At 74.7% G+C, this 13,850-nt stretch carries 13 protein-coding genes; 5 read left to right on the forward strand and 8 right to left on the reverse strand.

Annotated features, from left to right (window positions below; translation table 11 throughout):
* Nucleotides 1-12 precede the first annotated feature (12 nt).
* Nucleotides 13-1,557 carry an RICIN domain-containing protein gene (locus ACH4LD_RS11975; protein ID WP_398054067.1) on the forward strand — a complete coding sequence of 515 codons (1,545 nt, stop codon included), beginning with the start codon at nt 13-15 and terminating at the stop codon, nt 1,555-1,557.
* A gap of 72 nt (nt 1,558-1,629) precedes the next feature.
* Here the strand turns inward: ACH4LD_RS11975 and ACH4LD_RS11980 are convergent, their stop codons facing one another.
* Both ACH4LD_RS11980 and ACH4LD_RS11985 read right to left on the reverse strand, forming a co-directional pair.
* A complete protein-coding gene (locus ACH4LD_RS11980) occupies nt 1,630-2,808 on the reverse strand; it encodes a lactate 2-monooxygenase (protein ID WP_398054069.1) in 1,179 nt (392 codons plus the stop codon).
* An 82-nt stretch (nt 2,809-2,890) separates the two neighbouring features.
* Nucleotides 2,891-4,492, reverse strand: coding sequence for a purine-cytosine permease family protein (locus ACH4LD_RS11985; RefSeq protein ID WP_398054070.1), 1,602 nt, complete (start codon nt 4,490-4,492; stop codon nt 2,891-2,893).
* 453 nt (nt 4,493-4,945) lie between these two features.
* On the opposite strand from ACH4LD_RS11985, the gene ACH4LD_RS11990 reads away from it, so the two are divergent.
* On the forward strand, nt 4,946-5,380 hold the full coding sequence (locus tag ACH4LD_RS11990) for a protease inhibitor (RefSeq protein WP_132785682.1): 435 nt from the start codon (nt 4,946-4,948) through the stop codon (nt 5,378-5,380).
* A 208-nt stretch (nt 5,381-5,588) separates the two neighbouring features.
* Here the strand turns inward: ACH4LD_RS11990 and ACH4LD_RS11995 are convergent, their stop codons facing one another.
* The 5 genes from ACH4LD_RS11995 to ACH4LD_RS12015 all read right to left on the reverse strand — a co-directional run bounded on the left by ACH4LD_RS11995 (nt 5,589) and on the right by ACH4LD_RS12015 (nt 9,761).
* Nucleotides 5,589-5,900 carry a CDGSH iron-sulfur domain-containing protein gene (locus ACH4LD_RS11995; RefSeq protein WP_398054071.1) on the reverse strand — a complete coding sequence of 104 codons (312 nt, stop codon included), beginning with the start codon at nt 5,898-5,900 and terminating at the stop codon, nt 5,589-5,591.
* Nucleotides 5,881-6,510: a HemK2/MTQ2 family protein methyltransferase gene (locus ACH4LD_RS12000; protein ID WP_398054135.1), complete on the reverse strand. Its 630-nt coding sequence runs from the start codon at nt 6,508-6,510 to the stop codon at nt 5,881-5,883. Before ACH4LD_RS12000 ends, ACH4LD_RS11995 begins: the two co-directional genes overlap by 20 nt.
* Nucleotides 6,511-6,555: 45 nt before the next feature.
* The gene (locus tag ACH4LD_RS12005; protein ID WP_398054072.1) at nt 6,556-7,617 is read right to left on the reverse strand and encodes an iron-containing redox enzyme family protein; all 1,062 of its coding nucleotides are present in this window, start codon (nt 7,615-7,617) and stop codon (nt 6,556-6,558) included.
* Between the two features lie 325 nt (nt 7,618-7,942).
* Nucleotides 7,943-8,119, reverse strand: coding sequence for a hypothetical protein (locus ACH4LD_RS12010; protein WP_398054073.1), 177 nt, complete (start codon nt 8,117-8,119; stop codon nt 7,943-7,945).
* 136 nt (nt 8,120-8,255) lie between these two features.
* Nucleotides 8,256-9,761 (reverse strand): MFS transporter, encoded by a 1,506-nt coding sequence (locus ACH4LD_RS12015; protein ID WP_398054074.1) that lies wholly within the window; start codon nt 9,759-9,761, stop codon nt 8,256-8,258.
* A gap of 248 nt (nt 9,762-10,009) precedes the next feature.
* Here ACH4LD_RS12015 and ACH4LD_RS12020 point away from each other — a divergent pair, with 248 nt between their 5' ends.
* From ACH4LD_RS12020 to ACH4LD_RS12030, 3 genes are read left to right on the forward strand one after another with little or no spacing between them, the layout of a single operon-like run.
* Nucleotides 10,010-10,849: an SDR family NAD(P)-dependent oxidoreductase gene (locus ACH4LD_RS12020; RefSeq protein ID WP_398054075.1), complete on the forward strand. Its 840-nt coding sequence runs from the start codon at nt 10,010-10,012 to the stop codon at nt 10,847-10,849.
* A 6-nt stretch (nt 10,850-10,855) separates the two neighbouring features.
* Nucleotides 10,856-11,782, forward strand: a complete 927-nt coding sequence (locus tag ACH4LD_RS12025) for a DMT family transporter (protein ID WP_132785686.1) — start codon at nt 10,856-10,858, stop codon at nt 11,780-11,782.
* Nucleotides 11,783-11,789: 7 nt separating this feature from the next.
* Complete coding sequence (locus ACH4LD_RS12030; protein ID WP_398054076.1) at nt 11,790-12,575, forward strand: polysaccharide deacetylase family protein; 786 nt, start codon at nt 11,790-11,792, stop codon at nt 12,573-12,575.
* Between the two features lie 10 nt (nt 12,576-12,585).
* On the opposite strand, the gene ACH4LD_RS12035 is transcribed toward ACH4LD_RS12030, so the two are convergent.
* Nucleotides 12,586-13,704 carry a galactosyldiacylglycerol synthase gene (locus ACH4LD_RS12035; protein WP_398054078.1) on the reverse strand — a complete coding sequence of 373 codons (1,119 nt, stop codon included), beginning with the start codon at nt 13,702-13,704 and terminating at the stop codon, nt 12,586-12,588.
* Nucleotides 13,705-13,850: the final 146 nt, after the last annotated feature.

Here is a 13,850-nt window from a genome sequence, read left to right on the forward strand (position 1 = left end):
GGAATCCGCTCCGTGCTCACCCCCCACCCCCCTCGTCCTCCCTATCCGCCGTCCGGCGCCGATCCCGGGGAATCCGACGAGTTCCTCGCCGGCCCGCTGCGGGCCGGCTCCGACGCGGAGGCCTCCCGGTCGGCCGCCCTCCTGATGGCCCGGCACTGGCAGCCGGCCCAGGAGTACGCGGTGATCTGCCTGGCCGCCTCCGGACCCCTCGCCCACATGGTCACCGCGACCGCCTTCCACCAGGTCCTCGGCCGGCTGGCGCTCGGCGAACCCGCCGACGCGCTGCGGCCCCGCCTGCTGGTGGCCGTCCGTGACACGGTCCTGAACTGGTCCGGCACCGACCGGATCACCGCCGTACTGCCCGGACTCGGCAAACCCGCCGGGGGCCGCGGGATGCGCGCCGCGCAACCGCTCGTACCGGAGAACCGCGCCCTCTCCGACCGTTCCTTCCACGCCCTTTCCCGCCTGGAACGGGCCCTGTTGTGGCACGCCGAGGTCGAGGCCGAACCGTTGGACGTGCCCGCCGGACTGCTCGGTGTGGACATCCGCAACGCGTCCGCCGCGCTCGAACAGGCCAGGGAGAAGTTCCGCGAGGGCCTGGTACGCGCCCACCGGGAACTCGCGCCCGGCAAGGAGTGCCGTTACTACAACCGCCTGCTCGACGTCCCGATCCGCCGGGGCGGCGCGCTGCTGCCCGACGTCCAGGAGCATCTGGCCGGCTGCGCCTACTGCCGGCACGCGGCGGAGCAACTCGGCCACGCCGACGCGGCTCTGGGCGTGCTGCTCGCCGAGGCCGTGCTCGGCTGGGGCGCCCGCCGCTACCTCGACTCGCGCCCCGGCCGCCGTCCCGGTCCCGCCCGCGGCGGCTCCCGGCGGTCCGGCGGACGCCGGCGCGGCGGAGGCCGGCGCGGCGCCGAGGAGGGCCGAAGGGGGCTGCCGGCCCGGTTCCTCACCGGGGTGTCCGCGCACCGCGCTCCCGGCACCGGCTGGTCGTCCCGGACGCTGCTGACCGGCGTCGGCGTGGCCTCGGCCGGGCTGCTCGCCACCGTCCTCGCGGTCAGCGCGTGGCCGGACGGCGACGACGGCACCACCCCCGTCGCCACCAGCGCGGTCCCCGGCGCGTCGGCTCCGACGGGCACCCCGGGGCTGCCCGCCGCCGGCCGGCCCGGTCCGCTGCGCAACGCCGCCGGCCGGTGTCTGGACGTCAGGGGTACGCCGGAGGCGGGGGCGAGTGCCGTGCTCGCCGAGTGCTCCGGCGCGGCCACGCAGCGGTGGACGTACGAGACCGACGGGCTGCTGCGCAGTGCCGCCGGCACCGGTCTGTGCCTGGACTCCCACGCCGACGCCGGCGTGGTGCTCCTCGGCCGGTGCGCCGGCGCCGGATCGGAACGTGGCGACGACGTGCGCTACGACCTCACTCCGGAGGGCGAGTTGCTGCCGCGGTGGGACCGGACCCTCGCGCTCGCCGCCGGCGGCGACCAGGCGGGGGCCGACCTCGTCGTCAAGGTCCGGGACGGGTCCGCCGGCCAGCGGTGGGTCTCCGGCGGCTCGTCGTAGGCCGCGGCAGATCGCCGCGCCGGCTGCCGGTCCGTCTCGGCCGGGCCGCACGCCGGCACCGCCCCGCGTCCCTCAGGAGGCCGCGCCTCCGTCGGCCTCCAGGTCCGACCGCGTCACCGTGCCCGGGCGTGCGTGGCCGGACAGGGCCAGGGTCAGGTCGAACTCGGCCAGGAGGCAGCGGATGACGTGCTCCACGCCGGCCTGGCCGTCCAGGCCCAGGCCGTAGACGTACGGGCGCCCGAGCAGGACCGCCCGTGCGCCCAGGGCCAGGGCCTTGAAGACGTCGTCGCCGGTGCGCACCCCGCTGTCGAACAGCACCGTCAGCCGGTCGCCCACCGCGTCCGCGACCCGGGGCAGCGCGTCGGCCGCCGCGACGGAACCGGCCACCTGCCGGCCGCCGTGGTTGGAGACCACCACGCCGTCCATCCCGGCGTCCGCGGCGAACCGGGCGTCGTCCGGGTGCAGGACGCCCTTGAGGACGATCGGCCCGTCCCAGTGCTCGCGCAGCAGGGCCAGGTCCGGCCAGGTGTGGCTCGCGTCCCCGAACAGACCGAGGAAGTGCAGCACCGCCGCGTTCGGGTCTTCGTGCACCGGCTTGGCGAGGCCCGCCTGGAACGCCGGGTCGGTGAAGTAGTTGGCGGTGCCCACGCCGTGCACGAACGGCAGGTAGGCCTGGTCGAGATCGCGGGGCCGCCACGCCAGCAGCGGGGTGTCCAGCGTGACGACCAGCACCGAGAAGCCGGCCGCGCGGGCCCGGGCGAGGAAGCTGCGGGTCACCTCCCGGTCCTTGCCCCAGTACAGCTGGAACCACCGCTCGGCGTCCCCCATCGCCTCCGCGACCTTCTCCATCGGCGTGCTCGACGCCGACGACAGGACGTACGGGACGCCCTGCGCGGCGGCGGCCCGGGCGGCGGCGGTCTCGGCGTCCGGATGCATGATCGACAGCACGCCGACGGGAGCGAGGGCGAGCGGTGCCGGCAGGGTCCGCCCGAGCACCTCGGTGGTGAGGTCGCGCTCGTGCACGTCCCGCAGCACGCGCGGCACGATCCGGCGCCGGGCCAGGGCCGTCCGGTTGGCGCGGGCCGTGCCGCCGTCGCCCGCGCTGCCCGCCACATAGCCCATCGGCCCCGGCCCGAGCCGGTGTTCGGCCAGCTCCTCCAGCCGGGTCAGGTCGGTGGGGAGCCGGGGCACGGCCCCCGTCACCCCGTTCAGGTAGATCTCGTACTGGAAGTCCGCCCAGTGCTGTGCCATCCGTCAACTCCCGCGCGTCGTCGGCCACGTGCGCCCCCGACGATACCGACCGGTACGTCGGACGGCGCGTCACCGGACCAGGTCAGCCGGCCCCGCCCGCCGGCACGGGCGCGGGAGCGTCGGCGGCGGCTCCCGGCCCGGTGATCGGCGGCACCGGGACCTCGACCGTACGGACCAGCCGGGCGCCCCCGGGGCCGTACGCGGCACGGGGTTCGGGGAACAGCCGCAGCAGGGCCAGGAAGAGCACCGCGGCCGTCGCCAGCGACAGCGGCAGGCTGATGTCGACGCCGTGCGCCAGATCACCCAGCGGACCCACGAACTGGCCCGGGATGTTCGTGAACAGCACACCGATGAGCGCCGACACCCACCACGCGGTCATGCCGCGCCAGTTCCAGCCGTGCGCGAACCAGTAACGGCCGCCGCGCTGACGGCGGTTGAAGACCTGGAGCGCGTCCGGGTCGTACCAGCCGCGGCGGGTCCAGAAGCCCAGCATCATCACGACCATCCAGGGCGTGGTGCAGGTGATGATCACGGTGGCGAAGGTGGAGATCGACCGGACCAGGTCCAGGCCGAACCGGCCGACGAAGATGAACGCGATCGACAACACGCCGACCAGCAGCGTCGCCTGGACCCGCGACAGCCTAGGGAACACCGAGGAGAAGTCGAGGCCGGTGCCGTACAGCGAGGTCGTGCCCGTGGACATGCCGCCGATCAGGGCCAGCAGGCACACCGGCAGGAAGAACCAGCTCGGCGAGATCGCCAGCAGTCCGCCCACGAAGTCCGGCGCGGCCGGGTCGACGTACTTCGGCGCCTCCGTCGCCACGATGCTGGCCGTCGCCAGCCCGAACACGAACGGCAGCAGCGTCGCGACCTGGGACAGGAACGCGGCCCCGACCACCCGACGACGCGGGGTGGCGGCCGGGATGTAGCGCGACCAGTCGCCGAGGAACGCGCCGAACGACACCGGGTTTGACAGCACGATCAGCGCCGCGCCGATGAAGGACGGCCAGAACATCGACCGTGTCGCCGCGTCCGCCGAGGCGGTGAACACCCCGGCGTACGACGGGTCGAAGTCACCGGCGAACGCGACCGCGCCGAGCAGGAACAGCACACTCGCCGACGTCACCGCGATCTTGTTGACGAACAGCATGAACCGGAAGCCGTAGACGCAGACCGCGAGCACGAGACCGGCGAAAAGGGCGTACGCGACGCCGTACGACAGGTTGTTCCGCTCCAGACCGAACAGCCGGTGCGCACCGCCGACCAGGGCGTCGCCCGAACTCCACACCGACAGCGAGAAGAACGCGACGGCCGTCAGCAGGGACAGGAACGAGCCGACCACCCGGCCGTGCACACCGAGGTGCGCCGAGGACGACACGGCGTTGTTGGTGCCGTTGACCGGGCCGAACACGGCCATCGGGCACAGGATCAGCGCGCCCGCGAGGACACCGAGCACGGTGGCCGCGAGGCCCTGCCAGAAGGAGAGCCCGAACAAGATCGGGAAGGCGCCGAGGACACAGGTGGAGAAGGTGTTGGCGCCGCCGAAGGCGAGCCGGAACAGGTCCAGCGGGGTCGCGGTGCGGTCGGCGTCGGGGATGCGTTCCACACCGTGGGCCTCGACCTCGGTCAGGGCCGGTCCCGACGGTGAGGCGGACGCGGGGGGTGGTGCGGGCTGTGCGGACACGGGCGCTCCAGCGGGGACGGCAGCGGGGTGCGCTGACGGTACGGCGGGCGGAACCGTGTGATCCAGAGGACGGTTCATCCAAATTTCGGGCCGCCGATGGATGAATCGCCCATCGGTCGGGCGACGGAGGCACCGGCGCCTGGTGATCACTTCATGAACACGAGGAGTCATGAAGGGGCGCGACGCGGTCAGAGCCGGAATGTTTCAGGACGATTAACGAAGAGCTGATTTTCGGCCATCCGGCCGCTTTCCCGACGGGGGAACCGCTTGGTTCCGGGGCCACGGCGTTCGAATTCCGTGACTTCACGCCACTGATTCAACACGAAAGGTTACTGAAACCCATGGGTTCGATGTGAGTTTCGCCGAGGGAGTCGGCAGAGTGGCGGTCGCCGCTCCGGCACCCGACCGGGCCGGAGCCGGCGACCCGACTGTTCGAGCGGAAGGATGCACACAATGCGGAACACCGCGCGCTGGGCAGCGGCCCTCGGCCTCACGGCCGCCGCCGTTTGCGGACCCCTGACCGGGGCCGCCGTCGCTGCACCGGGCGCCGCCCCGTCGTCGCTCTACGCCCCCTCGGCGCTGGTGCTCACCACCGGCCACGGCAACGACGCGGCCACGGCCACTCCGGAGCGCGCCGTCACCCTCACCTGCGCCCCCACCGCCTCCGGCACCCACCCGGCCGCCGCCGAGGCGTGTGCGGAACTGCGCGGCGTCGACGGCCAGCCGGACGCCCTGAAGCCCGCCGGCGACGTGATGTGCACCAAGGTCTACGACCCCGTCGTCGTCACCGTCCAGGGCGTGTGGCAGGGCAAACGCGTCTCCTACGAGCGCAGCTTCGGCAACGCGTGCATGCGGGACGCCGTCGGCGGCAGCCTGTTCGCCTTCTAGGACCGGGATCGCACGGGTCCCCGTGAACGCCGGATCAGGCCCGCAACTGGGGAGTGCGGCCCCCTGGAGCGGGGAACCTGCGATCTCGCGCCGGGGCCGGCGGGCGGAGTGGGGCCGCCCGCCGGGCCCGGGCACACAGCCGCTCCCCGGGCCGGTCCGTGGGGGACCGCCCGGGGAGCGGCGAAAAACAATCTGTTTCAACCAGTGTTCAGGCCTTGCGCCGGTGACTCGTGTCGCACCACGGGTAGCGGCGACTGCGCCGGCAGGTACACAGAGCGACGCGGAAGCGGTCCGAGGAGACCGTGGTCCCGTCCTCCAGCTCGATCTCCACGGGTCCTTCCACGAGGAGGGGCCCGCGCCGCTGCACGGTGATCCGCCGCGCCCGGTCGGCCGAAGCCTTGGCCGCCGGGCCGGCAGGGCTCTTGGAGTCGGGAGGGCCGTCGGAGCCGACAGGGCCGTTGGAGCCGGCAGGGCTCTTGGTGTCGGCGGGGCTCTTGGCGTCAGCAGGGTCGTTCGGCACGGATGACCACCAGCTCTTCCCTGTCCTCGGCCGGCGCGAGCAGCCCGCTCCGGCGCAGCCAGTCCTCCCGGGAGCGCAGCACCGGGCCGAAGGCGATCCAGCGGCGCCGGACCACCGAGGCCTTCAGGCCCGCCGCCCGCAGCAGCTCCAGGGTGCGGTCGGGACCGCTCAGCGCCGAGTGCACGATCAGCAGCACCCCACCGGGGCGCAGCAGCGCCGGAGCGTCCCGGCAGATCCGGTCCAGCAGCAGCCGCCCGTCGCGCCCGGCGTCCCAGGCCCGGGCCCGGCCCTGCGGCCCCCGCCCGGCGTCGGGCGCCGGCACGTAGGGCGGGTTCGCCAGGATGAGGTCGTACGTCCGGCCCCGCACCGGTGCGAAGAGGTTGCCGCGCCGGATGCGCACCGGCAGCCGCCGCAGCCACGAGTTCAGCCGGGCCGTCCACACCGCGCGTCGGGACACGTCCACCGCGGTCACCTCGGCGCCCCGGCGGGCCGCCTCCAGGGCCAGCGCCCCGCTGCCGGTGCCGACGTCCAGCACCCGGGTGCCGGGCGGCGGCGCCTCCTCGTGGAGGGCCTCGGCCAGCAGCTCCGTATCGTCCTGCGGGGCGTACACACCCGGTAGCAGCAAAGCGATCACATCGCACGGGTACCCCGGGGATCAGGATGTATGGGAAACCTCCTGTTCCCGGTGTGCCCCCACGGGGGAGTCCGGGGCCGTGCGCACGGGGGAGTCCAGGGGCGTCCGCAGGGACGACCGTCCCGCGCGCCAGTCCGCCAGCAGCCGCCGCGCCAGCCGTTCCTCCAGGTACTCGGTCGCGTCGATCCCGAAGGCGATGTCCGGCGCCAGCTCCGGTTCCTCGGCGAGCAGTCCGCCGATCACCTCGTGCCGGACGACCTGCTCGTGCACCGCGTCCGCCTCCACGTGCTCGTCGTAGAAGAACTCCGCGGCCGGGCCGGCGCCGGTGCGGCGCATCGCCTCGGCCAGCCGGCGGGAGCCGGGCGAGGAGGTGATCTCGACCTCGGCGAAGTGGCCGACCAGCGCGCCGCGCAGATCGCGGTGCAGGCCGAACAGGGACATCAGGTTGACGACGGCCAGCATCTCGGCCGGGGCCGCGTCCAGGTGACGGCCGTACGCGGTGTCCAGGCCCAGGTCCGTCATCAGGTCGGCGAACAGGCGCGCGTGCACCCGCTCGGCCCGGCCGCCGCCGAACTCGTCGTACTCCACCGCGGCCATCGCCGCCTTCGCCCGGCCCCACAGCCGGGGCAGCACCCAGGCGTGCGGGTCGGCCTCCTTCAGGTGGTACAACGAGCGCAGCGCCGCGTACTCCCGCAGCTGCCACAGCTCGCCCTCGGCACACAGGAAGTGGGTGACCCCGGTGCCCTCGGCCGGCTCGACCAGGAGGGCGCCGAGCGCGTCGTCCAGGCTGTCGTGGACCGGGGTGTCGGCGCGCAGCGCGGCGCCGAAGCGGTGTTCCAGCTCGGCCCGGACGCGCAACAGCTCCGGGTCCCACTCGGTCCGGGGCGGGACACCGGCGAAGCCGCGGTAGTGCAGTTCGTAGCAGAGGTACAGGGCGAGCTGGAGGTCGTCGCCGTACGGATCGGCGGCCCCGGCGTCCGCGGGGTCGGGAAGCGGGCCCGTGCCGCGCAGGTACGCGGTGACCGCGGCGGAGAGCGGGCCCCGGGGCGGGGGCAGCAGGGGTCCTCGCACGTCGTGGTTCATGGGGTGCGGGTACCCGCCCGGCGGGAAAGCAGCAGTGATGAGCCGCACCCGCAGATGAGCACCAGTGCTGAGCCGCACCCGCAGATGAGCACCAGTGCTGATGCGCACCCGCGGGCAAGCACCAGTGCTCAGCCGCACCCCGAAGCGGTCACCGGACACCTGCGTAACCGAGGCGCCGGCCGGGGTCGTCGCCGGGCGGCTCGCGGAGCGGGGCGTGGCCGCGGCGGTCCTGCCCGCCGTCGGCCTGCCCATCGGCCGGGACCGGTCGCACCGCACCGGTCGGGGCGTCGGCGGAGTGCCCCGTGGGCGCGCCGTCCGGCCGACCTCAGTCGCCCTTCGCCTGCTCCTGCGCGCTGGGGCTCGGGGTGACGGTGTCCCCGGCCTCACCCGAGGCGGACCGGTCCTCGTCGCGCTTCTCGGCCTCCTCGACCTCCCGGAGCACCTCCTCCAGGGCCGTCTCCGGCCGGTGCTCGTGGTCGTCGTGGCCGTTCCCGCCAGGCATGCCGTCTCCTTCCGTCGGCGAGGTGATCTGCCCTGCGGGTTACCCGGGGGAGGCGTCCCAAGCGTGCCCCGGACAGGGCGAGGGGCCGCCGTCTCCCTGCTGACGGCGGCCCCTCGGGCCTCGATGGCGACGGCTGTCACATGTGGACGACGGGTGCGGCGCCCGCGTCCTGCCGCGGCACCCCGCGCCGGTAGCAGAGGAAGGCGATGACCGTGCCGGCGCCGAAGAGGACCGCCGACCACCAGAAGGCGGTGGTGTAGCTCTCGATGGTGGCCTGCGCCCGCACCAGCTTGCTGCCGGCGTCCCGGCCGGCCAGGTAGTCGGTGGCCGCGCTCGCCGCGAGGGTGTTCAGCAGGGCCGTGCCGATCGAGCCGCCCACCTGCTGCATGGCGTTGACGGTCGCGGAGGCCACGCCCGCGTCCTCGGCCGCGACCCCGCCGGTGGCGAGCTGCATGGCCGTCGGCATGACGAGGCCGAGGCCCACACCGATCACGATCAGCTGCGGGAGCACCGCACCGAGGTAGTGGGAGCCGAGGCCGATGCCGGTCAGCCAGGCCATGCCGGCGGTGGCGACCGCGAAGCCCAGCGGGATGACCACCTTGGGGCCGATCCGCGGCAGCAGGACGGTGGTGCCCACCTGCGCGGTCACCATCAGCGCGCCGACCATCGGCAGGAACGCCACACCGGTCTTCGTGGGGCTGAAGCCGAGGTTGAGCTGGAGGTAGTAGGTCAGGAAGAGGAACACGCCGAACATGCCGCCGGCGGCGATCAGCACCGCGAGGAACGAGCCCGCGCGGTCGCGGTCGAGCAGGATGCGCAGGGGCAGCAACGGGTGCGCGGTCCGGGTCTGCCACCAGGCGAAGGCCGCCAGCAGCACCCCGCCCGCGATCAGGAAGCCCCAGGTCAGCGGCGAGTCCCAGTCGTGGGTCTCGGCGTTGGAGAAGCCGTAGACCAGGGAGAACAGACCGGTGGCCACCAGGATCGTGCCCGGGACGTCGAGCTTGGCGTTGGCCGCGTCGCGGTGGTTGCTCAGCAGCAGCCAGCCGCCCGCGAAGGCGACGATCGCGATGGCCACGTTCACGTAGAGCGTCCAGCGCCAGTCCAGCGCGTCGGTCAGCACACCGCCGAGCAGCAGACCGAACGCACCGCCGGCGCCGGCGATCGCGCCGTACACGCTGAACGCGCGGGCCCGCTCCCGGGCGTCGGTGAACGTGGTGTTGAGCAGTGAGAGCGCGGCGGGTGCGAGCAGCGCGCCGAAGACACCCTGGAGGGCGCGGGCGACGACCAGCATGGTGAAGCCGTTCGCCGCGCCGCCGAGCGCGGAGACCGCGGCGAAGCCGACGACGCCGACGAGGAAGGCGGTCTTGCGGCCGAACATGTCGGCGATCCGGCCGCCGAGCAGCAGCAGGGAGGCGAAGGCCAGCGCGTAGGCGGTGACGATCCACTGGCGGTTGCCGTCGGAGAAGCCGAGGTCGGTCTGGGCGGACGGCAGGGCGATGTTCACGATCGTGGCGTCGAGGACCACCATCAGCTGGGCGATCGCGATGACCGCCAGGATCCACCACCGCTTGGGCGAGGGCTCGGAGAGCGCCGGCGCCGCGGCTCCCGCGCGGGAGCTCTCGGCCAGGGTCTTCTCGGGCATGCGGAACCACTCCGGGGAAGTCGTTCGGGTACGGGACGGCAGACGGGTACGAGAAGGTGAACAGCTCATAAACGAAACTGTTTCGTACACCTAGAGCCTAGATCACCGCGAGCGAAACGGCAACGTTTCTCTATTGCGGCCCTCTTCGCCGTGCGCGGTGTTTCAGTGTGTGGCGCCCTGGATACACCGCGAAGGTTCGGCCCCGGAGTTCGCGAGCCCGTGCAACGCCGTCGCAGTGAGGTCGTCACATGTCCCATGCCCCGTCCCCCGCAGGACCGTCGAACGACACCCGGCCGCTCCCGGCCCCGGCCGGAACGGCGGACACCGCCCCGTACCCCGGCCGGGGCGGCACCGCCCTGGTGACGGGCGCCTCCTCGGGCATCGGCGCGGCCGTGGCCCGCCGGCTGGCCGCCGAGGGCGGCTGGCGGCTGGCCCTGAACGGACGCGACGTCACCCGACTGGAGCAGGTGGCCGCACAGGCCGGTGCGCTCGCGCTGCCCGCGGACCTGACCCGGCCCGGCGCCGAGCGCCGGCTCGCCGGACAAGCGCTGGACCACCTCGGACGGCTGGACCTGCTCGTCGCGGGCGCCGGCGTCGGCTGGGCCGGGGACTTCACCGGCATGCCGGCCGCGCGGATCGACGAGATCGTGGAGGTAGACCTGCTGGCCACCGTGCACCTGGTGCGGACCGTGCTGCCGCACATGGTCGCCGCCGGATCCGGACGCGTCGTACTCATCGGATCCCTCGCCGGCAGCGTGGGCGTGCGCGGTGAGGCCGTCTACTCCGCGGCGAAGGCCGCGCTGGCCACCTTCGCCGACTGCCTGCGGTACGAGCTGCGCGGCACCGGAGTGGGCGTCAGCCATGTCATCCCCGGCGTGGTGGCCACCCCCTTCTTCGACCGGCGGGGCACCCCCTACACCCGCGCCTGGCCGAGGCCCGTGTCCGCCGAACGCGTGGCCGACGCGGTCCGGGCCGCCGTCCTGCACGGCCGCGACGAGGTGTACGTCCCCGGGTGGCTGCGGCTGCCCGCCCGGGTGCGCGGCGTCGCGCCCGGACTCTACCGGCGGCTGGCCGCCCGCTTCGGGTGAGCGACCATGATGGCGCTGACGGTGCTGCTCGCCCTTCTCGCGGCCCTGTCCAACGCGTCCGCGTCCGTCCTCCAGCGCCGCGCCGCCGTGCAGGAGGAGCCGGACCAGGGCGGCGGGGCGGGGTCCGTGGTGCGCCGGTTCGCCCATCTGCTGCGCAGACCCTACTGGCTGGCGGGCGCCGGGCTGCTCGGACTGTCCAGCCTGTTGCAGGCCGGGGCGCTGGCCGTGGGCAGCCTGTCCCTGGTCCAGCCCCTGCTCACCGCCGAACTGCTGTTCACGCTGGCCGTGGGCAGTGTCGTCTTCCGGCGCCGCCCGGAAGCCCGCACCTGGCTGGCGTTCGTCGCCCTCGCCGGCGGACTGGCCCTGTTCCTCCTGGCGGCGGCGCCGTCCGCCGGCCGGCCCACCGCGCGGCCGGGGGACTGGCTGCTGGGCGGCGGCGGGGCGCTCGGCGTCGTCGTCCTGCTGGTGGTGGTCGCGCGCCCGACCCGCGGCGCGTCGCGGGCCGCGCTGCTCGGCCTCGCCTCCGCCGTGTCCTTCGCCGCGACCGCGGCGCTGCTGAAGGAGGCCGTGGGACGGCTCGCGCAGGGGCCCGCGGAGATGTTCGGGCACTGGTCGCTGTACGCCACGGGGGCCGCCGGACTCGTCGCGTTCCTGCTGCTCCAGGGCGCGCTCGGCGCCGGCTCGCTGACGGCCTCCCAGCCCGCCCTCACTCTCGGCGACGCACTCACCAGCGTCGTGCTCGGCTGGGTGCTCTTCGGCGAATCGATCCACCTGGGCCTGAGCCTGCTGCCGGAGGCGATCGGCGTCGCCCTCATCGGCGCCGGCAGCATCGGCCTGGTCCACTCCCCGTCCGTCGGCGGGGAGTGGGACGCCACGGACCCGGAGGGGACCTCCGGCTCCACCGACGCTCTCCCGCGCACCCCGAGGAGGTAGGTCACCCATGTCCCTCGTGTCCGGCCGCGCCGTGCGGACGGCCGCCGTCCTGCTGCCCGCCGCGGTCACCGCGGCCCACGTCGGCCCGGCGGCCACCTGGCTGCCCGGCGTACGGCTGCCGTTCTTCCCCGGGCTCGCCGGCACCGGGCCCCGCCGGCACATCGCGCTCACCTTCGACGACGGACCGGACCCGGTGTCGACCCCGCGCTTCCTCGACACGCTCGACGAACTCGGGGTGCGGGCCACGTTCTTCGTCCTCGGCGAGCAGGCGGTGCGCCATCCCGCGCTGGTCCGGGAGACGGCGCGGCGCGGGCACGAGCTCGGGGTGCACGGCTGGACCCACGACCGGCCCTGGTGGCCGGCGTTCGCCCGCGACGCCGAGGAGGTCGCCCGGACCGTCCACGCGGTGCACGACCTCACCGGCCACCGCCCGCGGTGGTACCGCCCGCCCTACGGCATCCTCACCACGAGCCGCTGGCTGGCCGCCCGGCGCGCCGGACTGCGGACGGTGCTGTGGTCGGCATGGGGCAGGGACTGGACCGCCGACGCGACCCCCGCGTCCGTACGGGCCCGGGTCGCCGCGGACCTGCGCGGCGGTGGCACCGTCCTGCTCCACGACTCCGACCGCCACTCGGCCCCCGGCTGCTGGCACGCCACCCTGGCCGCGCTCCCGACGATCGTCCGGGACTGCCGGGAGGCGGGGTGGACGGTGGGACCCCTGCGCGACCACGGGGCGGTTCCGGTTCCGGTTCACGGCGGGGCGGTGGTGCCGGCCGAGTCGGCGGGGGAGTGACGGGGGCTTCTCACGTACCCGTCGTCAGGTCCGTCACGCGGTCCAGAACGTCCCCGCGGAACAGGGTGCGCCCACGGGCCACCCGGTCCGTGCGTTCCGGGGTGTTCTCCCCGAGCCGCCCCAGTGCCGCCAGCAGGGCGGGGGCGTCCGGGGCCAGTTCGGACACGCCCAGCTCGGTCATGCGGCGCACGCCGTCCCTGCCGTGGCCGGGCAGCGGGCGGTACGCGATCACGGGCAGGCCCGCCGCGAGGGCCTGGACGGCGGTCTGGCCGGCCGCGTTGTCCACCAGCGCGTAGCAGGCGGCCAACAGGCCCGGCATGTCCTCGACCCAGCCCAGGGCCAGCGCCGCCGGCTCCCGGGAGACGCCCGCGCGCAACCGCTCGTTGCGGCCGCACAGCACCACCGGCAGACAGCCGGCCGCCGCCAGCAGCCGGGCGGTGGCGGCCGGGCGGGAGGCCGCCCCCCAGGCACCGGCGGACAGCAGCACGGGAGGCCGGCCGGGGGCCCGCCGGGCGAACCGCTCCCGCCAGCGGGCCGCCCCGGGGGCCGGTGCGCGGAAGGCGGGCGCGACCACCGGGCCGGTCGTGACCACCGGCACGGCGAGGAACCGGCGTACGTCCGCCGCCGCCGCGTCCGTGAGGCACAGATACCGGTCGTTGCCCGGGTGCAGCCACTGCCGGTGCACCGCGAAGTCCAGCAGGAACACGGCGCTCGGCACCCGCAGCCCGCCGCGCTCCCGCAGGTGCCCGGTGAGCTGCGCGGCCAGGTGGAAGACGGACACCACCACATCGGCGCCCGTCCGGTCCACGAGTTCCGTCAGCCGGTCCCCGGCCAGGCGGGCGAGCGGGACCCCGCTGGGCCGCCGGCCCGGGCCGCCGCGCAGGAACGCGCCGTACACACCGCCGTACAGCCAGGGCAGATGCCGTACCGACGCCTGGTAGCCGCGGCGCAGCCCGGTGCCCAGGCCGTACGGCAGCAACGTCAGCACATCGGCCACCCGGGCCTCTTGGCCCCGGTCCGCGGCCCGCCGCGCCAGCTCGGCGGCCACGGTGTCGTGACCGGCTCCCATGCTCGCGCTCAGGATCAGCACGCGCCGCCGGCCGTCCGGCGTGTCCTCGGTGGTAGGCACGGAGTCCGATTCTCCGCCGCAGCGCCGCGCAAACCGCGCCCGCCGCCCGTGTCGCCGGCCGGACGGTCACCCGTGCGCAGCAGCGCGCCGGGCGGGTGCGCGCCCTCCGGCTGCGAGTCGCGCGGCGCGTGCCACGCTGGATGAAT

It is taken from the genome of Streptomyces sp. NPDC017676, from assembly GCF_044329325.1.
Classification (GTDB): Bacteria; Actinomycetota; Actinomycetes; order Streptomycetales; family Streptomycetaceae; genus Streptomyces.